This window comes from Gallibacterium salpingitidis (assembly GCF_030517105.1).
Classification (GTDB): domain Bacteria; phylum Pseudomonadota; class Gammaproteobacteria; order Enterobacterales; family Pasteurellaceae; genus Gallibacterium; species Gallibacterium salpingitidis.
The window spans coordinates 1,988,742-2,012,283 of record NZ_CP103875.1; the positions used below are offsets into that span (position 1 = coordinate 1,988,742).

At 37.8% G+C, this 23,542-nt stretch carries 18 protein-coding genes; 4 read left to right on the forward strand and 14 right to left on the reverse strand.

All coding sequences use genetic code 11. The features are described 5' to 3' along the window. Nucleotides 1-17 precede the first annotated feature (17 nt). The 3 genes from NYR30_RS09550 to nagK are packed head-to-tail and all read right to left on the reverse strand — an operon-like array spanning nucleotide 18 to nucleotide 3,043. A complete protein-coding gene (locus NYR30_RS09550; RefSeq protein WP_302500783.1) occupies nucleotides 18-1,430 on the reverse strand; it encodes a nicotinate phosphoribosyltransferase in 1,413 nt (470 codons plus the stop codon). A gap of 25 nt (nucleotides 1,431-1,455) precedes the next feature. Further along, entirely contained in the window at nucleotides 1,456-2,106 is a 651-nt protein-coding gene (locus NYR30_RS09555) for a hypothetical protein (RefSeq protein WP_066422308.1), read from the reverse strand. Between the two features lie 19 nt (nucleotides 2,107-2,125). Continuing rightward, nucleotides 2,126-3,043, reverse strand: a complete 918-nt coding sequence (gene nagK / locus NYR30_RS09560; RefSeq protein WP_066112979.1) for an N-acetylglucosamine kinase — start codon at nucleotides 3,041-3,043, stop codon at nucleotides 2,126-2,128. A 207-nt stretch (nucleotides 3,044-3,250) separates the two neighbouring features. Here nagK and ribA point away from each other — a divergent pair, with 207 nt between their 5' ends. Further along, on the forward strand, nucleotides 3,251-3,877 hold the full coding sequence (ribA, locus tag NYR30_RS09565) for a GTP cyclohydrolase II (protein WP_066422309.1): 627 nt from the start codon (nucleotides 3,251-3,253) through the stop codon (nucleotides 3,875-3,877). A gap of 55 nt (nucleotides 3,878-3,932) precedes the next feature. On the opposite strand, the gene lptD is transcribed toward ribA, so the two are convergent. The 5 genes from lptD to hinT all read right to left on the reverse strand — a co-directional run bounded on the left by lptD (nucleotide 3,933) and on the right by hinT (nucleotide 10,183). After that, nucleotides 3,933-6,281: an LPS assembly protein LptD gene (lptD, locus tag NYR30_RS09570; RefSeq protein WP_066422310.1), complete on the reverse strand. Its 2,349-nt coding sequence runs from the start codon at nucleotides 6,279-6,281 to the stop codon at nucleotides 3,933-3,935. Nucleotides 6,282-6,461: 180 nt separating this feature from the next. Continuing rightward, complete coding sequence (gene tal, locus NYR30_RS09575) at nucleotides 6,462-7,412, reverse strand: transaldolase (RefSeq protein ID WP_302500788.1); 951 nt, start codon at nucleotides 7,410-7,412, stop codon at nucleotides 6,462-6,464. 116 nt (nucleotides 7,413-7,528) lie between these two features. Further along, nucleotides 7,529-8,995 (reverse strand): 4-hydroxy-3-polyprenylbenzoate decarboxylase, encoded by a 1,467-nt coding sequence (ubiD, locus tag NYR30_RS09580; RefSeq protein WP_066421187.1) that lies wholly within the window; start codon nucleotides 8,993-8,995, stop codon nucleotides 7,529-7,531. Nucleotides 8,996-9,007: 12 nt separating this feature from the next. Next, nucleotides 9,008-9,814, reverse strand: a complete 807-nt coding sequence (gene bacA / locus NYR30_RS09585; protein WP_066106136.1) for an undecaprenyl-diphosphate phosphatase — start codon at nucleotides 9,812-9,814, stop codon at nucleotides 9,008-9,010. A gap of 21 nt (nucleotides 9,815-9,835) precedes the next feature. Then, nucleotides 9,836-10,183, reverse strand: a complete 348-nt coding sequence (hinT, locus tag NYR30_RS09590; protein ID WP_066106134.1) for a purine nucleoside phosphoramidase — start codon at nucleotides 10,181-10,183, stop codon at nucleotides 9,836-9,838. A gap of 314 nt (nucleotides 10,184-10,497) precedes the next feature. Between hinT and focA the strand changes: the two genes are divergently transcribed. From focA to gdhA, 3 genes are all read left to right on the forward strand, one after another. Then, the gene (gene focA, locus NYR30_RS09595; protein WP_066421190.1) at nucleotides 10,498-11,340 is read left to right on the forward strand and encodes a formate transporter FocA; all 843 of its coding nucleotides are present in this window, start codon (nucleotides 10,498-10,500) and stop codon (nucleotides 11,338-11,340) included. Nucleotides 11,341-11,380: 40 nt separating this feature from the next. Further along, a complete protein-coding gene (gene pflB, locus NYR30_RS09600) occupies nucleotides 11,381-13,693 on the forward strand; it encodes a formate C-acetyltransferase (RefSeq protein WP_066106129.1) in 2,313 nt (770 codons plus the stop codon). Nucleotides 13,694-13,919: 226 nt separating this feature from the next. After that, the gene (gene gdhA / locus NYR30_RS09605) at nucleotides 13,920-15,260 is read left to right on the forward strand and encodes an NADP-specific glutamate dehydrogenase (RefSeq protein WP_066421192.1); all 1,341 of its coding nucleotides are present in this window, start codon (nucleotides 13,920-13,922) and stop codon (nucleotides 15,258-15,260) included. 85 nt (nucleotides 15,261-15,345) lie between these two features. Here the strand turns inward: gdhA and NYR30_RS09610 are convergent, their stop codons facing one another. The 6 genes from NYR30_RS09610 to mglA form a co-directional block, all read right to left on the reverse strand. Beyond that, nucleotides 15,346-18,387: a type III restriction-modification system endonuclease gene (locus tag NYR30_RS09610; protein ID WP_066421194.1), complete on the reverse strand. Its 3,042-nt coding sequence runs from the start codon at nucleotides 18,385-18,387 to the stop codon at nucleotides 15,346-15,348. Nucleotides 18,388-18,399: 12 nt separating this feature from the next. Further along, the gene (locus NYR30_RS09615) at nucleotides 18,400-18,768 is read right to left on the reverse strand and encodes a hypothetical protein (RefSeq protein WP_231923816.1); all 369 of its coding nucleotides are present in this window, start codon (nucleotides 18,766-18,768) and stop codon (nucleotides 18,400-18,402) included. A 17-nt stretch (nucleotides 18,769-18,785) separates the two neighbouring features. Further along, nucleotides 18,786-20,249 (reverse strand): site-specific DNA-methyltransferase, encoded by a 1,464-nt coding sequence (locus tag NYR30_RS09620; protein WP_302500797.1) that lies wholly within the window; start codon nucleotides 20,247-20,249, stop codon nucleotides 18,786-18,788. 138 nt (nucleotides 20,250-20,387) lie between these two features. Then, entirely contained in the window at nucleotides 20,388-20,789 is a 402-nt protein-coding gene (locus NYR30_RS09625; RefSeq protein WP_066421197.1) for a hypothetical protein, read from the reverse strand. Between the two features lie 199 nt (nucleotides 20,790-20,988). Beyond that, nucleotides 20,989-21,999 (reverse strand): galactose/methyl galactoside ABC transporter permease MglC, encoded by a 1,011-nt coding sequence (gene mglC / locus NYR30_RS09630; RefSeq protein WP_066421201.1) that lies wholly within the window; start codon nucleotides 21,997-21,999, stop codon nucleotides 20,989-20,991. A gap of 19 nt (nucleotides 22,000-22,018) precedes the next feature. After that, on the reverse strand, nucleotides 22,019-23,536 hold the full coding sequence (gene mglA / locus NYR30_RS09635; RefSeq protein ID WP_066421204.1) for a galactose/methyl galactoside ABC transporter ATP-binding protein MglA: 1,518 nt from the start codon (nucleotides 23,534-23,536) through the stop codon (nucleotides 22,019-22,021). Nucleotides 23,537-23,542: the final 6 nt, after the last annotated feature.

Sequence of the window (23,542 nt, forward strand, 5' to 3'; positions counted from 1 at the left end):
AACATCCAAGAATTTTATTATTTTGCTTCCTGTGGTTGATAACGTTGGGCATTTTGCTGTACATCAGCTAAGCTCCAATCCACTAACAACTTACCGTTTTCAAATACGGTTTGCATCATAGAATTTTCGTGATATTGATTTAATGGCAGATGATCGATATTGACGGTTTTATATTTTTCACCTTCCCAGATTAAATCCAAACGCCCTTTCTTACTTACCTTACCTTTATCGGTAATTGGCGCTTTATAAACATCAACTAACTTACCATCCGTAATTACACAACTACATTTCATTGCAAAACGGTGTGTATCACGATTGATACTGGTACTGAGATTACCTTGTAATAATGAACCACCACAACCTAAAATTAGATTCTCCACAGAATATTGATTATCTTGTAGTGCTTTTAATAGATCCCAAGTGCTATTTTCATTAATGCCATCACCTTGTAAAACACGTACATTGTTTAACACCAAATAACCTTTCTCATTGGTTGTGGTGCCAAAGGTTTCAGCTAATTTCTCACAAGCAAATAACACATTAGTGATCGCATCGCCACTATCTGGACGCACGACTAATGGATACTTACGCTGTTTCACTTTATCCGCAAGTTGTTTACAGAAAATATTGCCAATAGCGTTGTAGTAATCGTAACTATCGACCACGATCGAAATCACTGAATCTTGATATTTATCCAATAGATTCTCATATGCCGCCACTTCACGTTCCTTTGACCAAGAAGTAATCGTACTATGTTCTGCAGCCGGTACACTAAAGCCAGCCATTTCCGCAGCATAATATTGACGCATAAATAACAAGGCGCTAACGTTATCAGTTCCTTTAAAATTGATTAAATGAGCAGCACCACCAATAGAAGCACTCTCTTCACTTGAGACACCGCGATAACCAAAATCATGCAACATAAACGGCAATGCATCTAAGGTTTCTGCTGTTTCTTGTAAAAATTTACGGCAAATACGTTGATAAGAATGGGAAAGTGTCGCAACTGTACAAGGGTACCAAATTTTCAATAGCAAAGTTTCAAAGAAACTAACCAACCACGCGCATTTTTCATCAGTATTCTCAACTGTTAACAATACATTATGGTTATTCACCAAACTACCTTCTGGCACCGCACGAATCTTTAACGGTAAATAACCTTGATGTGCATCTAAAATATATTGCCAATTCGCCCGATCAAACGGTAACCCATGCATACGCATAATTTCTTCCGCTTCATCAATCATCTCTTGCGTAATCGGCTGGCAAAGATATTTTTTCAAATAATATTGCAAACCAAAAAATTGAGTATAACCATAACGTCCACCACGACTCTCAATATAATGGTGCATGTAGGTCATATTGTCAGGATATTGAGCCGAGTGAGAATATTTATATGAATCACTCATCAATATAATATTTTTTTCCATTACAGTTATCCTCTCAATTTATTAATTACTTCGCGATTAAACTTAATTTCTCAACGCGATCTCCGGCGAGCACGCAATCCATTTGGTAAAATTGATTGCCGTTTAAACGCATTGAAGCGGTTAGGCGAGATGTACTTTGTGCACTATTTGCTGAAGTACGTAATACTTTTTTCGTTCCGGCAACTTGTTGCACTTTAGCAATACATAAATAATTTAATTTTGCTTCATCACCAGTACGAACAGCAGAAATATTGCGATCTGCGGAGTTATAACTTAATTTTTGCACCCATTTTTCGGCTGCTTTTTCAACTGCTAATTCTTCATTATTCAACTTGCCTTTACTAAAGTCGTAAACGTGTTTGTTATTGACGACAGTAGCAACACGACCATTTTTTAAATAGATATGTTCTATTTTTTGTTGTTGATCTTTTATTTCAATAAATACAATTTGTTGCTGGTTAAAATAAGCAGTAGCTGACTGTTTGCCTGTTTCATAAATGAACATAGGTAATTTTAATGCACTCTCTCTGAGCGCTGTTAACTGTGCATTCTCTTTTGTTTGCGCATCAGATACGCTTTTAGCTTCAGATGACGCACCTGGAAACGACAATTGACTACAAGCTGATAATAATAATGCCATTACCACACTTGCTAACATTGATACTTTTTTCATCATTTTTACTTCTCCATATTAATTAATCTCGACTTAAAAACAGCGCTGCCGCACCACGAACACCACCTGAGTCCCCATGTTTTGCTTTTAAAATTGCTGGTACAACCGCACTGCGCATTAAATGTTTAGGTAAACGTTTTGGCAACGCTTCATAGATATAATCAAAATTCGATAGACCGCCACCTAAGAAAATGGCATCTGGATCTAATACAGTAATTAAGTTGCCAAAACAGATTGCCATTAATTCAATAAATTTATCGACAAATTCTACTGTTTTCGCATCATTTTGATAGAAACGTTGAATAATTTCTTTTGCGGGTAGTTTTTCTTTAAGTAAATCATTATGTAACAACTCAAAGCCACGTCCAGAAAGATAGGTATCTAAACAAGCTTCATTCCCACAACCGCAACGATAAATTGGCGCCTTATCCCATCCCAATAATTTTAAAGCATGATAATTAAGCTGGATATGCCCCACTTCGCCAGCCATGCCCACTTTACCAGAATGTACTTTGCCATTAAAGATTAAACCACCACCAAAACCAGTACCAATGATCAAGCCTAATACGGTTGAATATTGTTTACCATCGGCATCCCATGCTTCAGAGAGCGCAAAACAATTGGCATCATTTTCTACCCGTACTTCTCGTTGTAAACGCTCAGTTAAATCACGAATAATGGGTTGATTATCTGCAACACGAATATTGGTAATTTCAGCCATACCGGTATCACGTCGTACAAAACCTGGCACACCAATCCCTACTGTACCTTTACAATTAAATTTTTGATCCGCTCTTTCTACTAATTGCACCACCGCATTTAACCAATCTTCATAGCTGGTTTGTGGTGTATCCACTCGCTCACTATGTAGTTTTACCAATTGTTGATTAAATACCGCTAATTCAATTTTTGTACCGCCAATATCAATTCCGTATAACATATATATACCCACTAAAGTTAATTAAACCGCCCGAATTATATCTTATTTTTATGCCTTTACTAAGGTTCCAGATCAATCCAACGCTTGTTATACAATAATCAACAAAAAGTAACGACAAAATAACAAAATAATGTATATAATGACGACCTTTTATATTTATATTCGATCCACATTACGCCATAAATAAATAGATATTAAGGATACAGCATGGCAAAAATTGAACTTGTTGCTCAAGCAAACTTACCAACAGAATTCGGCATTTTTAAAATTATCGGCTTTGAACATCCAGAAACCCATAAAGAACATGTTGCACTTGTCCTCGGTGATATTGCTAACGGTGAACCTGTACTGGCAAGAATCCATTCAGAATGTTTAACAGGGGATGCATTACATAGCTTGAAGTGTGATTGTGGGTTCCAATTACAAACTGCATTAAAACAAATTAGCGAAGCTGGTCGTGGTGTTTTAATCTACCATCGTGCTGAAGGTCGCGGTATTGGTTTAATTAATAAAATTCGTGCTTACGCATTACAAGATCAGGGAATGGACACCATTGAAGCCAATCTTGCACTTGGTTTTAAAGAAGATGAACGTGATTTCAGTGTTTGTGCGGAAATGTTTGAATTATTAGGAGTAAAAGCAATCCGCTTATTAACCAATAATCCAGAAAAGATTAATACGATGAAACAGGCTGGTATTAACGTCGTTGAACGTGTACCACTAAATGTTGGAGAGAATCGCTACAATACAGGTTATCTCACTGTGAAAGCAGAAAAAATGGGGCATATGATTGTCCACACTCACGATTGTCAATGTGATCAACATAAAAAATAGTCAGCAATTATAGCTATGAAGAACCCCATATTCTTTTTAAATATGGGGTTTTCTCTTAACGTAAACTAAATGGTGAGGTATATGGAATAATACCGGTACCTAACATCTTACTGATACTGCTGCCATGACGAGAACCTAACCCTGAAATTTCAAAGTTAATACCGAATGAATTTTTGTAGAAAGTATCATTACGATTAGAGTAAGTTTGTCCATCTTTTGGTGCGGTTAAATAACGTCTTGCACCAAAATTCGCTTTCCAACAACAAGTACGATATTCAATACCAATATATTGCTCTACCGGTTTATTCAACGAAATATCTTGATAAACATGTCCTACTACTGCCCAATTATCATTAATCTGCCACGCGGTTGCCATTCCTACTTGGCTGATTTTCTGATTATAGACATTGCTACCTGTTAAATTCTGATCGATATATTTCTCGCTAACATAACGATAAGAAAGTTGAATGAGATTCTCAGCTGATGGGCGGTACTCTAACGCGGTATTCATTAAAGATGTCTCTTTAAACAAAGTATCGTATTGATAACCACCCTTCCAACTCCATTTATCGCTGATTTTCCAGTTCGCCTCCGCCGCCCAAGAAGATGAGCTGCTTTGTGTCTTATTATTTGGGTTATCATCGATTCTTGATGGTGTAAGGTAAAGAATTTGTCCTAAAGAGAGATTAAAACGTTCCTCAGCATTTTTATCAAAGAAACGTGTGGTACCGCCAATAGTAATTTGATTTGCCGAAGCAATTCTATCTAAACCACTATAACGTCGATCATTAAATAATGAATAGAAATCCTGTTGCAATAAAATCGAATCATAACCAAAACCTAAATAGCTATAACTGTCAGTACCAATTTGGCTTTGATCACGATAAGGTCTATATACATATTGGATTTTCGGTTCTATGGTCTGTGTATAACCATCAAACAAAGTTTTATTTGATGCCAACACCGTCGCTACTTCCGCTTTAAATTGAGGAATCACACGATTCACAGAGCTTTCTACTTCCGCAGCATCATCCGCAGTTCCTTTCTTTTGCGAATAATGCGTTGCATACAATTTCGTTTCTAAGTTTAAGCTGCCATAACGATTAGCGAGCGGCATAGTCAAAGTTGGTTCCATATGGAAACGCCATGCTGTTGGCATTTTGTCACTATCGTTTTTAAACTGCACTGCTTGTGAATAGAGAGAGAAATCAAGCAAATCATTCGCTAAACCATCACGATAATAATTAAAATCGATCTGCGGTAAAGTACGATATGGGCCAACTGATACTGTATCAAACACTTGGAATTGTGTTGCTGATACAGTGAGATTGTAATTCGGTTGGTAATAACTTAAAGCAAAACTTTGCGTAGCATAGCCATCGGTACTCGTTCCATAAGGCGAGGTAAAGTCATTAAAATAACGACGATCACTGACTTTGGTATAGTTGACATTAAAACGCCAGTTATCCCATAAAGAGCCACCATTTCTCCAGAAGAAAAGATACCTTGGTTTATTTTTTGCTTGATAGTCATCATAACGATCTTCTTTAATATATTCTCCTGCAATCGTGCCTGAGCCCAAAATATTCAAATAACGCGCTTCACCTAATAATTGCCAACCACGACGACTCATATATTTTGGTATTACTGTCATATCATAATTTGGTGCTAAATTAAGATAGATCGGTTGTGCGTAATAGTAACCATCTGTACTAGTAGTACCAAAATCAGGCATTAATAAACCTGAGCGACGACGATCACCAATTGGGAATTGCATATATGGGAAATAAAAAATTGGAACATCTTTTACATAAAATACTGCATTCCACAGATCAGCATACTCCTCTTTAATATGCTGTTTCATCTCTGAAGCACGTAATTTCCATGAATTATTATTTGGTAAACATGAGGTAAAAGTCGCATTCTTTAACAAACGATAATCTTGACGCAATTCGGCTTTTTCTGCATCTCCACGTCCTTGACGATCAACAAATTGGTAATTTGATTGATAAATATTGGCATCCTGCGAATTTAGATGAATATCTGCTTTCTCTCCCACCACATGAACCAAATTATCCTGATAATTCATATTGCCATTTACATAAGCATAACGTTGCGGATCTTGTTTGTCCCCTTTCTGTTCAACAAATACCGAATCCGCTTGCAACTTGCGATTACCTTGCTCAATTTGTACGTTACCTTTATACAACGCATTATTAGGCTGATTAATTTCCGCCTGATCTGAATCAATATAAACAGGTAATTCATTTGGATCAGTTTTTACCACTTCACCAGTAAAATGAGGCACACCAAGTAAACATTGAGTAGTGAGATCTGCATAGCTGGTCTGGCTATACAACGCCGAGAGAATCGACAGAGATAAGAATGAATAATATTTTTTCATCGGACGCTTCAACTATCTTTTTAACAACATCAAATGGGCAGCATTATAGCTTAAAAGTATGCTAAAGATGAGCAGAAAGTAAAATAAAAAGCGTTGGGTAAGGAGAATAATTAACACCAACGCTTTTCTGCAATGATATTACGGTTATCTTACTGTATTACCGTATCAATAAGCAATGAATTACAATTTTGCGCTTAACATCGCTTCTAATTTTTCGATATCTGCCGCAAATTTACGAATACCCTCTGCTAATTTTTCTACTGCCATTGCATCCATATTGTGCTGCCAATAGAATTCAGCTTCTGTCATCGCTGCTGGGCGTGGTAATATTGCACCTTGATAATCCAATTTACGCGGTAATTCCGCATTGTTTTCTTGTAACTCTTTTAACAACGCTGGCGAAATCGTTAAACGATCGCAACCAGCTAATTCAGTAATTTCACCAATATTACGGAAGCTTGCTCCCATTACTACAGTTTTATAACCATATTGTTTGTAGTAGTTATAAATTTTAGTTACTGAAATCACACCTGGATCTTCACTTGGAGCAAACTCTTTCTTATCTCCATTTGCTTTGTACCAGTCTAAAATACGACCTACAAATGGAGAAATTAAGTAAACGCCCGCTTCAGCACAAGCACGAGCCTGTGCTTCGGAGAATAATAGGGTTAAGTTACAGTTGATGCCTTCTTTTTCTAAGATTTCTGCAGCACGAATTCCTTGCCAAGTTGAGGCAATTTTAATCAAAATACGATCGTTGCTGATTCCTGCTTCGTTATAAAGAGCAATTAATTTACGTGCTTTTTCTACTGTTGCTTGCGTGTCATAAGAAAGACGAGCATCCACTTCTGTTGAAATGCGTCCTGGGACGATTTTAAGAATTTCTAATCCAATATTAACGGCTAATTTATCCTCAGCATCAATTAATTGTTGTGCCTTATCTGTACTTTTACTTTTCGCATAAGCCACCGCTTCGTCGATTAATGAAGCATATTGTGGTAATTGGGAAGCGCTTAATACAAGTGATGGATTTGTTGTCGCATCTTGTGGTTGGTATTTTTTGATTGCTTCGATATCACCAGTATCTGCTACAACCACAGTTATTTTACGTAGTGCGTCGAGTTGAGACATGAATTTACTCCTTTATTGTGTCTTGTGTCTGAAAAAACTCACTCATGGTATCACATAAAAGAATGGAATGAGTAGTCAGTTACATGGTAATTATTGCTATCATTCAAACTAATCAATTATTCAATACCAAGCTCTTGCCAAATTTGATCAATTCGCGCTACTACTGCTGGATCTTTCTTAATCGGTCTGCCCCATTCTCGTTGTGTTTCTCCCGGCCATTTATTGGTCGCATCAATACCCATTTTTGAACCTAAACCAGCAACAGGGGAAGCAAAATCAAGATAATCAATAGGCGTATTCTCAACTAAAGTAAGATCACGAGCAGGATCACAACGTGTAGTGATCGCCCAGATCACATCTTTCCAATCTCTTGCATTCACATCATCATCACAAACAATGACAAATTTTGTGTACATAAATTGGCGCAAAAACGACCAAACGCCCATCATTACTCGTTTCGCATGACCGGCATATTGTTTTTTCATTGTCACCACCGCCAACCGATAAGAACAGCCTTCCGGCGGTAAATAGAAATCAACAATCTCAGGAAATTGTTTTTGTAAAATCGGAATAAAGACTTCGTTTAACGCCTCACCTAACACTGCTGGTTCATCAGGTGGGCGACCAGTATAAGTTGAGTGATAAATCGGATCTTTACACATCGTAATATGGGTGACGGTAAAGACAGGGAAATACTCCTGTTCATTGTAATAGCCTGTATGATCGCCATACGGACCTTCCAAAGCTTTTTCTTCGGGATCAATATAACCTTCTAACACGATCTCTGCGCCAGCAGGGATTTCCAAATCACAACTTAATGCTTTTGCCACTTCTGTTTTATTGCCGCGCAACAATCCAGCAAAAGCATATTCAGACAACGTATCTGGAATTGGCGTTACCGCACTTAAAATCGTTGCCGGATCCGCCCCTAATGCTACTACCACTGGGAATTTCTCACCTGGATGCACTTCCTGCCACTCTTGGAAATCTAATGCACCGCCACGATGAGAAAGCCAACGCATAATCAATTTATTTTTACCAATCAATTGCTGACGATAAATCCCTAAATTTTGTCGTTTTTTATACGGCCCTTTGGTAACAGTTAATCCCCACGTAACTAATGGCGCCACATCATCAGGCCAACATTGCATAATAGGCAAACGATATAAATCAACCTCATCATCTTTCCATACCACATCTTGGCAAGATGGATGGTTAATCGTTTTAGTTGGCATATTCAACACAGGGCGAAATTGCGAAATACTGTTGAACAGATCTTTAAGCCCTTTTGGCGGTTCAGGTTCCTTCAAAAATGCCAATAACTTCCCTACTTCACGCAATGCACTCACATCTTCTTGCCCCATTCCTAAGGCTACACGTCTTGCAGTACCAAATAGGTTACAAAGCACTGGCATAGCAAATCCTTTAGGGTTTTCAAATAACAACGCTGGACCGCCTTTACGCAAAGTTCGATCCGCAATTTCTGTCATTTCTAAATAAGGATCAATTTCATGGGAAATACGTTTCAGTTCCCCTTGTTGTTCCAGCAATGCAATAAATTCGCGTAAGTTTTTATATTTCACCCTGTTGTCCTCTTATGCCAACACTATCCACGCCAACAATAATGCCAAAATAAAACGATAAATCGCAAAAGATACAAACGAAATCTTACCGATAAGATGTAAGAACGTTCTAATCGCTATCATTGCAACAATAAATGCTGTGACAAAACCAACCGCAAACATTGGTAAATCACTCATAGAAAGGAATGGTAAACTCTTATACAGATCCAAGCCTGTTGCACCAATCATCATTGGCACTGCTAAGATGAAAGAATATTCCGCCGCAGCTTTTTTACCAACTCCCATTAACAAACCACCAGAAATGGTTGCACCAGAACGCGAGAAACCTGGAAATAAAGCTAAACATTGAAATAAACCAATCGCAAAAGCTTGACGATAGCTAATTTGATCGACTTCTTCTGCATATGCTTTTTGCGGTCTAAATTTTTCTGCCAGAATTAATAAAATCCCACCAGCCACTAAAGAACCAATCACATTATGAATATTGAATAATGCTTTAATCGAGGAATGAAAGACTAAGCCTAATACCACCGCCGGAATCATTCCTAAAATAATATGGATTAAATTTAAATGCGGTTGGCTACGATCAACTTTCTCACCAAAATGAATACCAATTAGACCAAACATTTTGCGCCAATAGACAAAAATGACCGCTAAAATGGAACCCAATTGAATAATCACTTCGAAAGTTGCGGCTTTTTCCCCTTCAAAGCCGAGGAAATGCCCTGCAATAATCATATGTCCTGTTGATGATACAGGCAAAAATTCGGTTAATCCTTCAACACAACCTAAAATAAAGGCAATCAATAATTCTGACATCCAAATAATCCTCTAAACTGATTACGGCAACATTTTACCAAGCTGTTTACCGCCTACTAAGTGCATATGTAAATGAAATACTTCTTGTCCACCATGTTTATTGCAATTCACAATTAAACGATAACCGTCTTCGGCAATACCTTGTTCTTTGGCAATTTTCGCTGCTACAACAAAAAGATGTCCTAATACTTGTTCATCTTCAGCAGTCACATCATTAACGGTTGGAATAATTTTATTAGGAATAATAAGAATATGAGTTGGTGCTTGTGGTGCGATATCACGAAAAGCTGTTACCTGCTCATCTTGATAAACGATATCAGCCGGAATTTCCTTACGAATAATTTTGCTAAAAATGGTTTCAGTTGTCATAACACTTTCTCCTAAATAATAAAAAAACGCCGCTTAGACAATACAATTATCTAAAATGCTCAAACCAATCAGCATTTATTATAAAAAAAATTTTTTTGTTATGCTTGTAAAAGCGTAGAAAACTTTAGATCATTGTTTAATAACACTTTTTTAACATCGTCAGCATACCTCTATTTAAAATTTGATCTGTATCAACTACAATGCAAAAGGATAAAATCTATCCATAAAATTACTATGTATTTTTTTCAAAAATTTTTATAATTACCGAAATTTTTTGAAAATATAAAATTTTTTTGAAAAAGGAAATCGTCTTTATGAAAGATGCGACAACAGTAGCACTGAATCCAACAGAAATGACAAATCTTGCGGAAGACGTTGCCGCTTATAAAGCACAAAAAAAACCTTTTCTATCCTTTGCATCAGGCATTTCTGCTGGCGCATGTATTGCACTAGCATTTGTTTTTTATACCACTACTCAAACAGGATTAAATAACGCTTCTTGGGGTCTCGCTAAATTGGTTGGCGGTTTAGTGTTTGCCCTTGGCGTAATTATGGTGGTTATTCTAGGGACAGAACTTTTTACTTCTTCTACTTTAACTATTACCGCAAAAGCTTCTGGGCGTATTACAACTGCACAGATGTTGCGTAATTGGTTAGTGGTTTATTTCGGTAACTTTGCAGGAAGCCTAATTATCGTCGCTTTAATTTGGTTTGCGGGTCAAACTATGGCGGCGGACGGACAATGGGGTTTAACCATTCTTAAAACTGCACAACATAAAATTCACCATACTTGGTTAGAAGCATTCTCTTTAGGAATCTTATGTAACATTATGGTTTGTGTTGCAGTGTGGATGGCTTACTCTGGTCGTACTGTAACCGATAAAGCATTTATTATGATTTTACCAATTGGAATGTTCGTTGCTTCCGGTTTTGAACACTGCGTAGCAAATATGTTTATGATTCCAATGGGCATTATTACTGCTCACTATAGCAATCCTGAATTTTGGCAGCACTTGGGTATTGATGCTTCACTTTATGCTGATCTTGATATGTATCACTTTATTGTGAAAAACCTTATCCCAGTGACATTAGGTAATATTGTTGGTGGTGCGATTTGTATTGGCTTATTCCATCGCTTCTTAGCCAAAGCGCACTAAAGATTTATTTTTTATTATTCATTTAATGAAGGAAACGATTATGACTCAATTAACTGAGCAACAACAAAAAGCATGGGCTGGTTTTGAAGCTGGCGACTGGCAACAAAATGTAAACGTACGTGATTTTATTCAACGTAACTACACCCCTTATGAAGGTGACGAATCATTCTTAGCTGGCGCAACTGCAGCAACTACTAAGCTTTGGAACAAAGTAATGGAAGGTATCAAAGAGGAAAACCGTACTCACGAACCTCTTGATTTCGATACAGATATCCCTTCAACTATCATTTCTCACCCAGCTGGTTACATTGAGAAAGAGTTAGAACAAATCGTTGGTTTACAAACTGATGCTCCATTAAAACGTGCAATTATCCCGTTTGGTGGTATCAAAATGGTGGAAGGTTCATGTAAAGTTTATGGTCGTGAACTTGATCCACAAGTGAAGAAAATCTTTACTGAATATCGTAAAACTCACAACCAAGGTGTATTTGATGTTTATACTCCAGATATCTTACGCTGCCGTAAATCTGGTGTGTTAACTGGTTTACCAGATGCTTATGGTCGTGGTCGTATTATCGGTGACTACCGTCGTGTTGCACTTTACGGTATCGACTTCTTAATGGCTGACAAATTCAAACAATTTACTTCACTACAACCTCGCTTAGAAAGTGGCGAAGATTTACAAATGACTATCCAATTACGTGAAGAAATTGCTGAACAACATCGTGCATTAGGCCAAATCAAACAAATGGCTGCAACTTATGGTTGTGATATTTCTGGTCCAGCAACTAACGCAAAAGAAGCTGTACAATGGACTTACTTCGGTTACTTAGCCGCTGTTAAATCACAAAACGGTGCTGCAATGTCATTCGGTCGTGTATCTTCATTCTTAGATATCTATATCGAACGTGACCTTAAAGCAGGTAAAATCACTGAAGAACAAGCACAAGAATTAATTGACCACTTAGTAATGAAATTACGTATGGTACGTTTCTTACGTACTCCAGAATACGATCAATTATTCTCTGGCGACCCAATTTGGGCAACAGAATCTCTTGGTGGTATGGGCTTAGACGGACGTACTTTAGTTACTAAAAATACATTCCGTTTCTTAAATACCCTTTATACAATGGGTCCATCACCAGAACCAAATATGACTATTCTTTGGTCTGAAAAATTACCAGAAAACTTCAAACGTTTCTGTGCAAAAGTTTCTATTGATACTTCTTCTGTTCAATATGAAAACGATGATTTAATGCGTCCAGACTTCAACAATGATGACTATGCGATCGCTTGCTGCGTAAGCCCAATGGTTGTTGGTAAACAAATGCAATTCTTTGGTGCTCGTGCAAACTTAGCGAAAACTATGCTTTACTCAATCAATGGTGGTATTGATGAGAAAAACGGTATGCAAGTTGGTCCAAAAACTGATCCAATCAAAACTGAATACCTTGACTTCGACGATGTAATGACTCGTATGGACAGCTTCATGGATTGGTTAGCAAGACAATACGTCACTGCATTAAATATCATCCACTATATGCACGATAAATACAGCTACGAAGCTTCATTAATGGCATTACATGATCGTGATGTGTATCGTACTATGGCTTGTGGTATCGCTGGATTATCTGTTGCTGCTGACTCACTTTCAGCAATTAAATATGCGAAAGTTAAACCAGTTCGTGGCGACATCAAAGATAAAGATGGTAATGTAGTAGCGAAAGATGTTGCTATCGACTTCGAAATCGAAGGTGAATATCCACAATTCGGTAACAACGACAGCCGCGTTGATGAAATCGCTTGCGACTTAGTTGAACGTTTCATGAAGAAAATTCAAAAACTTAAAACTTATCGTAATGCAGTACCAACTCAATCTGTATTAACTATTACTTCTAACGTAGTTTACGGTAAGAAAACTGGTAATACTCCTGATGGTCGTCGTGCTGGTGCTCCATTCGGACCAGGTGCGAACCCAATGCATGGACGTGACCAAAAAGGTGCGGTTGCTTCATTAACATCTGTTGCTAAACTTCCATTTGCGTATGCGAAAGATGGTATTTCTTACACCTTCTCAATCGTACCAAATGCGTTAGGTAAAGATTACGAAGCTCAAAAACGTAACCTTGCAGGCTTAATGGATGGTTACTTCCACCACGAAGCGACTGTCGAAGGCGGTCAACACTTAAATGTGAACGTAATGAATCGTGAAATGTTATTAGACGCGATGGAAAATCCTGAGAAATATCCTCAATTAACCATTCGTGTTTCAGGTTACGCAGTACGTTTCAACTCTTTAACTAAAGAGCAACAACAAGACGTTATTACTCGTACCTTTACCCAATCTATGTAATGTAGATTCTCTTAACTACATATCTTAAAGCTGTCCTCCGGGGGCAGCTTTTTTCTTTCTCCGTTGTCTAAATACCGCCTGAAATTACACAAAATGCAAAAAAATTAGCATTATTTATATGAAACATAATGCGTTTTCTGTTTTTGTTAAAGATGCTGGTCAAGTGATCATTATGCTTGTTAGACTGTCAACAGTATCAAACACAACAACAATAGGGAAAACAACTATGTATGACTTAACACTTTTATTTGAAAAAATTAAACAACGGGATCCTGGTCAAGCACCATTTCATCAAGCAGTAGAAGAAGTATTCAGTAGTCTAGCTCCATTCCTTGCAAAAAATCCTAAATATTCACAAGATAGCCTTTTAGAACGTATTGTTGAACCAGAGCGTATTGTAATGTTCCGCGTTTCTTGGGTTGACGACCAAGGTAAAGTTCAAGTCAATCGTGGTTATCGAATTCAAATGAATTCCGCAATTGGTCCATATAAAGGTGGTTTACGTTTCCATCCAACTGTTGATCTTGGCGTTTTAAAATTCTTAGCCTTTGAACAAGTATTTAAAAATGCACTTACTACCTTGCCAATGGGCGGTGGTAAAGGCGGTTCAGACTTTGATCCTAAAGGTAAATCTGATGCTGAAGTGATGCGTTTCTGCCAAGCCTTTATGACGGAATTATCGCGTCATATTGGTGCTGATTTAGATGTTCCCGCTGGCGATATTGGGGTTGGTGGGCGTGAAATTGGTTATTTATTTGGTCAATATAAACGTGTCCGTAATGAATTTGCCTCAGTCTTAACTGGTAAAGGGCTAACTTATGGCGGAAGTTTAATTCGTCCTGAAGCAACAGGTTACGGTACAGTTTATTTTGCACAACATATGCTCAATACACGTGGAGAAACTATTGAAGGCAAACGCGTATTAATTTCCGGCGCAGGCAATGTAGCACAATATGCGGCAGAAAAAGCGATTCAGTTAGGAGCAAAAGTTCTGACTATGTCGGATTCTAATGGCTATGTAAAATTCCCGGATAGTGGTATGACAGAAGCACAACTTGCCGCTTTAATTGAATTAAAAGAAGTCCGTCGTGAACGTATTGCGGTTTATGCGAAAGAACAAGGTTTAGCTTATTTTGCTAACCAAAAACCTTGGTCTGTTCCTTGTGATGTCGCACTACCTTGCGCTACCCAAAATGAACTCGATGCAGATGATGCAAAAACCTTATTACAAAATGGCTGTATTTGCGTAGCAGAAGGCGCCAATATGCCATCAACTCTTGGTGCAGTAACTGCATTTATTGATGCGAAAATTCTATATGCTCCAGGAAAAGCGAGTAACGCCGGCGGTGTTGCCACTTCAGGTTTAGAAATGAGCCAAAATGCTATTCGCCTTTCTTGGTCAAGAGAAGAAGTGGATCAACGCTTATTTGATATTATGGCAAACATCCATGAAAACTGTGTTGCCAACGGTAGTGAAAGCAGCGGCTATATCAACTATGTAAATGGCGCAAATATTGCTGGTTTCCGCAAAGTAGCAGATGCAATGTTGGCTCAGGGTATTGTGTAAAATAATTGGTTTAATAGATAAAAGAGTAAGTTAATCAGATTTTAACTCACTCTTTTTATTTACAAATCCAGTATGTAGAGATATTTTACTTCATTACTTTCGTTAATAATGAATCATAACTATCCACCACCTCATAAACCACATCACCATTACTAATTGCTTTGAAATGCTCTCGTGCACAATGGATTTTTGACTCCTCGATTAGACGCAACTGCATAGAATTCATGGATCCTTTGGTTTCTGCCACAAAATAAATATGTTTTATGGAGCCTTGGTAGAACGCAATTGCCCAATCAGGATTATAATTTCCTACTGGGGTGGAGATATAAAAGCTATTTGGTAGCTTCACATAGACGGCAACTTCCTTACTAATATCAAGTTCTGCGGCAAATTCTCTCTCATTACTTGAATCATAGATAAGGTGGTCATATAAATGCTTTTGCGTTTTTATGGCATTGGCATCTAAACGTCCCTTAATTGTTGGATCTGTGAAGATTTCTGTACCATACTGCTCATCCATCACATTGTAGGTGATATGTTGAATAATAGCTGTCGCTTTTTCATCGTTAATTAAGGAAGATGCTTTAAGAATAAACTCTTCTGGATTGTTTTGAAACTGATTAAAAATCGAGGGTTGAATACCACGCAAAATCTGAATAATTGCTTTACGCGTTAAGCCTGTTGCATTAACAAGCTTTCCAATAAGATCATATTTGATATCAGATTTTACTATAGTAGTACTTCCATAATCTCCACTCTGCTCTTTAACAAAAGCCATACTATTTATCAATGCTTCCTTGGAACTGATTTCATCCATTATCCCTGTTTCTACACGATAATAAATCCTCGAGATGCGTAGATTTTTATCCAATGATTGGATGGATTTCTTTACCAATTCCTCTGTTTCAAAATCAACAATATAGACAGATTTTGCATTGATTTTCGCCCATAGTGCTTTAAACTCTGGCATTGCGAGTTTATCTTCATCAAGATATAACTCTACATTATTGTAGCGAGCATTCTCTGGCTGCATCACACGCTCATCGTAGACAGAGTCAAGTATAGTAATGATGGAATCAGCATAACTAGCTACACTATCCGGAAAGACGAGAGTACCACTACGCCTGTGTTCGTGGTATTTATCTGTTAGCAAATTCTTTTCATCAATATAATCTTGTTTAATCAGAGCATGGAGAATCTTAGCTACCATATCGGCATCCGCAATACACGGTTCACCTTGTGCGTTTGTGAGTGTTTTAAATTTAAAAATCTCGTCTGTCACTGCACGAGGTCTATCGGCGACATCCTGTGCCAACTCTTCTTGTAAACCTTTGGAAAAACTATCGTAACTCTCGCTGGCAATAACGGTCAGAATGTTCACATTATGCACATCCTCACCTAGCATATTCACATCCATGCGTTCACCTTCTTGGTTCACACAAAGACGCAATCCACGCCCCACTTCTTGACGTTTACGAGTATCACTCGTACTTTGTTTTAAGGTACAAATCTGAAAAACATTGGGATTATCCCAACCTTCTCGCAAAGCGGAGTGAGAGAAAATAAAACGTACAGGCGACTTGCTTGGGTTTCTATCCAGCAATAACTCCTTGTTTTTCATGATTAAATCGTACGCATCCACATCATCTGTGGAGGTTTCTTTGCGGCCCAATTTGGAATCAATCATTCTCCCTTTTTTATCAATGGAAAAATAACCTGCGTGTGTTTTATCAGCAGATATCGCCTCTAAATACTGAAGGTAGCCCTCATCACCGATTTCTGTTTGAAGATGTGCGATGACATCGTGATATTCTTCTTCAAACATCGTTGCATAGTCGCCATTAAATGGTTGCCCTGCCTCGTCATATTGTTTGTACTTAGCGACTTCATCGATAAAGAATAGGGAGAGCACTTTAATCCCTTTATGAAATAGCTCTCGTTCTCGTCGGATATGCGAATCGATCGTTTCTCTGATTTGGATACGGCGCAACTGATCAATGCTGATATTTCCAATCACATCACCCGCATAAATCTTAATACCATTGACAAACTCAACCGAATCATCCCGTCCATCAATGCGAGCGACGACAAAACCATCTTTATACTGTTCTAACTCACCAGAATTATCGTATAAGTTATACCCCTCAGAAACCGTGCGAGTAACTTTTTTCACTCCAGTTTTGGTCTTATAGTCAAACTGAATCGTCGCTGTCGGTGCGGCTTTAGAGAGATTAATGCCCTCCAAATAGACAAAACTCTCTGTCGCACTACTTCCAGATGGGTGAATGCCTTTTACGGCAATTTTCTTCACTAAGCGTTTGTTATAGGCTTCCACCGCATCAAGACGATACACCATGTTATAAATGCTGTCTTTTTTATGCGTCGCCGAATAACGCAGTGTCATTAAGGGATTGAATTGCTTAAGGTTTTCCTTGGTTTGTTTACCCTCCACGGATTGCGGTTCATCAATAATCACGATGGGATTGGTTTTAGCGATAATATCAATAGGACGACGTGAACGAAACTCATCTAATTTCATGTAGATACGTCGTGCGTCCTTACCTTTGGCATTAAAGGCTTGTGCATTGATAATCATCACATTAATCGCATTATCTGAGGCAAAGCGATCAATCTCCGTCAAACGTTTTGAGTCATAGATAAAAAAGCGTACCTTTTTACCATATTCTTCTGCAAAATGCTCTTGCGTAATCTGAAAAGACTTGTATACCCCCTCACGAATCGCAATGCTCGGTACCACCACAATAAACTTGCTCCAGCCATAGGCACGATTGAGTTCATACATGGTCTTGATATAAGTATAGGTCTTACCCACCCCCGTTTCCATCTCAATGGTGAGATTGTAACGCCCTTCTAACTTATCAGAAGGCTTGAGTTGATAGCTGCGTTGCACCTTCTGCAAGTTTTCGAGAATAGCGATGTCACTTAAACCGATTTTCTGATTGCTCCAACCGGTGAAATCTTGCTCTTCTGTCAATGAGCTCTGTGCTTGCATCACACCCTTATCCATCATATACGAAGGCGTATGGTAAAGTTGCCCTGCAAAAACATCGACGACGGCTTTAGCGGCATCGACTTGGAACTTTTGATGTTTAAACTGTAATTTCATCGCTATTCCTGCCTAAATAACTTTCACACGAGTATCAGGTGCTATGAGTTTAAAGATTTCACCCACGTTGATTTTGGCAGGGCTACTGGCAAAACTGCTATCGCGAAATACCGCACGTAATGGCTTTTGCTTGGCAATCGCTTTAATCACGCTATCAGGAATATCCTCTTCAAAACAAGCGATTAAATCACCGTCATTATAGTTATGGACAGTGTAACCCTCTATTTGCTCTGAATGATACGGTAAAGAAAGTGGTAGTCCCCATTCCAATAAGCAGCCAAATAATAAGTCTAAATCTGTACGATCTGCCTTGATATTTGACTCAAGCCCTGCCAACATCTCTTGCGAGTACTCGGATGGCGTGTAATACACATCGGTCATATTGCTGTCGTCTAACTTCAGAACACGGAAACCGCCGTCAAATGTGTGCGTAGGGGGGGGGGGGTAAACTCTTCGGCTATTTTCTTGGCGGCACGGCGAATGCGCTCCTTGCCGATTTCGCAGATATTCTTATAACCTGCTTTATAGGCTTCTGATTTTTCATCTGTCGCTTCAGGCAGCTGCACCATAATGAATTTTCGATTACCGCCATCTTCGGCGTTGAGTTTCATTACGGCGTGAGCAGTAGTGGCAGAGCCGGAGAAGAAGTCAAGGATGATGGAATCTCCAGCAGATGAGATTTGAAGCATTTTTTCAACTAATTCTATTGGTTTAGGAGTATCAAAAATCTGAATTCCGTCAAACAAACTCTTAATTAATGCTGCCGCTTGTCTTGAAGTGCCAAATTGAGAACCTGCCCATAAATTTTCAGGAGTTCTTCCATGTTGTTCACACAAATAAATTTTTCTAATAATTCCAGAATTATCTTGTTTAAATTTTATTTCCCCAGATGACAGTTTCTCTTGTAGAACAGATTCTGACCACCGCCATCCATTTGTAGGTGCATCTATAATTTTCCCATTTGGTGCCATAATAGGATAACAAAGCGTAGGTCTGTAACTTGGACTTCTCACATCCCCACTTCTCCATAATCCCTTGGGGTCATTATCTGGATTGCTATAATTTTTATTGTCCTCTTCAGTCCTTTCAAAATAAAATTTTGAAAGAAATCTCTTATCCTTAACATACAACAGTATATTATTATACTGTCGCGAGAAGTGAGGTTCATCGTTCTTGCTCTGCTGAGTATGTTTCCACACAATATTCGCTAAAAATCCATCAGCTCCAAACACCTCATCACAAATCTTTGCTAAATTTCCTTGTTCTCCCTCATCAATACTAATAAAAATCACCCCATCATTCGCCAGCAAATTCCTCGCCAACATCAAGCGTGAATAAATCATCGAACACCAGTCTGAATGGAACCTTCCATTAGAATCTGTATTTTTAAATAAACGATTACCGTCTTCATCAAAACTACCTGCTTCTTCTTCATAGTCCTCAGTAGAAGTCGCAAAATTATCTCGGTAAATAAAATCATTTCCCGTGTTATATGGCGGATCAATATAAATCATCTTCACCTTACCTAGATAACTCTCTTGCAACAATTTCAAGACTTCAAGGTTATCCCCTTCAATATAAAGATTCTCAGTCGTATCCCAATTTACCGACTCTTCTTGGCATGGGCGTAGGGTTTTACGGATGGGTTTATTGGCTTCCACGATAGCCGCTTTTTTACCTACCCATGTGAATTCATAGGCTTCATCACCTTCAAGCACATCGTCGGAGAGCATTTGTTTCAGCAGTTCAAAATTAATGGCTTTCTTTAACTGGCCGTTTTCATTCCGACTTTCGGTAATGCAATTGGGGAAAAGAGCTTCTATTTTTTCAATATTTTTAGCTGTCATATCCACTGATTCCATTTTCATTTTTCCATTACATAATCTCTATGCTGTTTTAACTCACTATTCATTTCTACCTATTTATTGAACTATTTTTCCTTACGACTTTTAGATATCAATACGTCTATTTATCACTAGTAAATACAAAAGGTATTTATCTTACCAATATCCCCAATAACGATGACGAAAGATAGGTCTGCCTAAATCATAAGGTGGATAATCTTCATAGAATTGTCTTTCAATTTCCATCTGTCTAATTTGCTGTTCTGCCATATAATTTTGTAATGCCAATTTATAACAAGCTTGGAACATCGGATCATTCACTTTCTTGGTATATTCTGCTTTAAACTCTTTTTGCTGTTTTTCAGTTAAACCAATATCTTGATCAAAATGACGTTTCATCAAATATGCTGTTTCTTCATCACATTGTTTTGCTAGAGAAACCTGTAATGCTTGTTGCTGACGAACTTTCGCCTCTTCCCTTGCTCGTTGTTCTTCCGGAGATAAAGCACAGCTGGCAAGTACACTGATTGACATAAGCAATAACATAAATTGTTTCATAAATACCACCATTCACTTAGTGTTAAATACTTTTTGATCATACTCGATTTAATCGTTAAATGCTCTATCGCTATCACCTTTTATTAAATAATTTTATTTTTATGCTATTAACTCATTATCTTTATCCATATAAAAAAACTGCACCCTATTTTTAATAGGATGCAGAAGTTATTTAAGGATGTTATATGAAACCTAACTATTATTTCTTCTTCGCATATTTCAAAGAGTCAATTGCAACCGCTAAGATAATAATTGTACCTTTGATAATGTATTGCCAATATGGGTTAACACCGATATAAGTTAAACCATAGTTGATAACGGTGAAGATGATTACCCCAGTGATAACACCGATAACTGTACCCACACCACCAGCGAATGATACACCACCAACCACACAAGCAGCGATAGCATCCAATTCGTACATAAAACCAAGGTTGTTAGTTGCACTACCGATACGACCGCCTTCTAACATCCCTGCGAAACCATAGAAGGCACCAGCTAGAACATAGACAAAGATTAAGTTACGAGCTACGTTTACACCTGATACTCTTGCAGCTTCTGGGTTACCACCGATAGCAAACATATTTTTGCCAAAGCGGGTTTTATTCCACACTACCCAAACAAAGAACGCAGCAACCGCAGCATAAATCGTGATATAAGAGAGTCTAAAATCACCTAATTGGAAAAAACCTTGTGTAAATTCTGAGAATGATTTGCTAAATCCAGCAATTGGTGAAGAACCTACTGCATCATAGTAAAGTGAGTTAGCACCATAAACGATAATCATCGTACCTAAGGTAGCAATAAATGGTGTTACATTAAGATAAGCAACAATTAAACCATTCACCATCCCAATCACTGCACCAATACCACATACAATAAGAATTACCACCGGAATTGGCATTTCTGCTAAATCTGGGAATACTCGGTTTGTATTATCTAACGCTTGTAACATAGTAGCAGACACTACCGCAGCAAGACCAACCTGACGACCAGCAGATAAGTCAGTACCTTGAGTAATCAAAATACCCGCCATACCTAGTGCAATAATCAATCTTACTGATGATTGTGTGAGAATGTTACTGAAGTTCAATAAACTTAAAAAGGTATCATCTTGAGAAACGATCACCCCTAACAAGATCAATAGAACAAAATAGATTGCATTTTGTTTCATAAAATCTAGTGATTTTTTTTGTTGAATACCAACCATAATTCAATCCTTTTATCAACTATAAATATTTCGCTGCTAGTTGCAAAATCTCTTCTTGCGAAGTTTTTGCCGTTTCGACAATACCTGCAACACGACCATTACTCATTACTAAAATTCTGTCGGTTACCCCCAAAAGTTCAGGCATTTCAGAAGAAATCATAATGATCCCTTTGTCTTTTTCCGCTAACTGCATCATTAATTGGTAAATTTCAAATTTTGCACCAACGTCAATACCACGTGTTGGTTCATCCATCATTAAAATTTCAGGTTGCGTTAATAACCAACGACCAATAATCACTTTTTGTTGGTTACCACCAGAAAGTGAACCAATATTGGTACGATGTGATGGTGTTTTTACATTCATTGAATCAATAACCCATTGAGTATCACTTTTCATTTTAGTTGTACTCAATAAGCCAAATTTACCTAAGTAAGATTTCATATTGGAAATCAAGGAGTTAAATTCAATGCTCAAATTGGCATAAATACCTGTCGAACGGCGTTCTTCCGTAATCAATGCAAAACCATTATTAATCGCTTCTAATGCACTACGGTTACGCATTTCTTTACCATGCAATTTGATTGTACCGCTGCGTTTTTCACGAATACCAAAAATGGTTTCTACAATATCAGTACGTTTTGCACCAACTAACCCAGCGATACCAAGAATTTCACCTTTACGAAGTTCAAAGCTAACATCTTGGATAGAAGGTTGGTTTTTGGCAGTTAAATGTTCTACGGTAAGGATAGTTTCTTTTGGTACATTGTGTTTTTCTGGGAAGCGCTGTGTTAATTCACGCCCTACCATCATTGCAACTAATTGATCCATATTGGTATCTTTAATTGCAACCGTATTCACCCATTTACCATCACGTAAGATGGTGACTTCATCACAGATTTTGAAAATTTCGTCCATTTTGTGTGAAATATAGATAATTCCACAACCACGATTCTTCAGTTTTGCAATAATCTTAAATAAATGATCGACTTCTTTTTCTGAAAGGGACGATGTCGGTTCGTCCATAATCACAATTTTTGCGTTGTATGAGAAAGCTTTTGCAATCTCAATCATCTGCATTTGTGAAACAGAAAGTTTTGCAACTCTTTCTTTTGGATCAATATCAATATCTAATTCATCAAAAATCGCTTTTGTATCACGATACATTTTACCATGATCCACTAATCCTGCTTTCAATGGATAACGACCTAACCAAAGGTTATCCATTACACTTCTTTGACGAACTAAGTTTAATTCTTGGTGCACCATGGAAATCCCGTTTTCCAGTGCCTCTTTTGATGTTTTAAAATTAACTGTTTTTCCGAGATAAAGAATCTCACCTTCATCTTTGGCGTAAATACCGAACAGACATTTCAGTAATGTTGATTTTCCTGCACCATTTTCACCCATTAATGCATGCACGGAATATGAACGTACCGTTAAGTTTGCATGATCGAGCGCTTTCACACCGGGAAATGACTTACTGACGTCCTTCATTTCTAACAGTATTTCACTTCGGTTTTCGACTTGCATTGACATATCTAA

Bases quoted from the DNA above. Each gene is read 5' to 3' on its own strand.
- ribA (WP_066422309.1), top strand. From the start codon at position 3,251: ATGGCAAAAATTGAACTTGTTGCTCAAGCAAACTTACCAACAGAATTC.
- lptD (WP_066422310.1), bottom strand. From the start codon at position 6,281: ATGAAAAAATATTATTCATTCTTATCTCTGTCGATTCTCTCGGCGTTG.
- tal (WP_302500788.1), bottom strand. From the start codon at position 7,412: ATGTCTCAACTCGACGCACTACGTAAAATAACTGTGGTTGTAGCAGAT.
- pflB (WP_066106129.1), top strand. From the start codon at position 11,381: ATGACTCAATTAACTGAGCAACAACAAAAAGCATGGGCTGGTTTTGAA.
- NYR30_RS09610 (WP_066421194.1), bottom strand. From the start codon at position 18,387: ATGAAATTACAGTTTAAACATCAAAAGTTCCAAGTCGATGCCGCTAAA.
- nagK (WP_066112979.1), bottom strand. From the start codon at position 3,043: ATGTTATACGGAATTGATATTGGCGGTACAAAAATTGAATTAGCGGTA.
- focA (WP_066421190.1), top strand. From the start codon at position 10,498: ATGAAAGATGCGACAACAGTAGCACTGAATCCAACAGAAATGACAAAT.
- bacA (WP_066106136.1), bottom strand. From the start codon at position 9,814: ATGTCAGAATTATTGATTGCCTTTATTTTAGGTTGTGTTGAAGGATTA.
- NYR30_RS09555 (WP_066422308.1), bottom strand. From the start codon at position 2,106: ATGATGAAAAAAGTATCAATGTTAGCAAGTGTGGTAATGGCATTATTA.
- mglA (WP_066421204.1), bottom strand. From the start codon at position 23,536: ATGTCAATGCAAGTCGAAAACCGAAGTGAAATACTGTTAGAAATGAAG.
- hinT (WP_066106134.1), bottom strand. From the start codon at position 10,183: ATGACAACTGAAACCATTTTTAGCAAAATTATTCGTAAGGAAATTCCG.
- NYR30_RS09620 (WP_302500797.1), bottom strand. From the start codon at position 20,249: ATGGAATCAGTGGATATGACAGCTAAAAATATTGAAAAAATAGAAGCT.
- gdhA (WP_066421192.1), top strand. From the start codon at position 13,920: ATGTATGACTTAACACTTTTATTTGAAAAAATTAAACAACGGGATCCT.
- mglC (WP_066421201.1), bottom strand. From the start codon at position 21,999: ATGGTTGGTATTCAACAAAAAAAATCACTAGATTTTATGAAACAAAAT.
- NYR30_RS09550 (WP_302500783.1), bottom strand. From the start codon at position 1,430: ATGGAAAAAAATATTATATTGATGAGTGATTCATATAAATATTCTCAC.
- NYR30_RS09615 (WP_231923816.1), bottom strand. From the start codon at position 18,768: ATGACCGATGTGTATTACACGCCATCCGAGTACTCGCAAGAGATGTTG.
- NYR30_RS09625 (WP_066421197.1), bottom strand. From the start codon at position 20,789: ATGAAACAATTTATGTTATTGCTTATGTCAATCAGTGTACTTGCCAGC.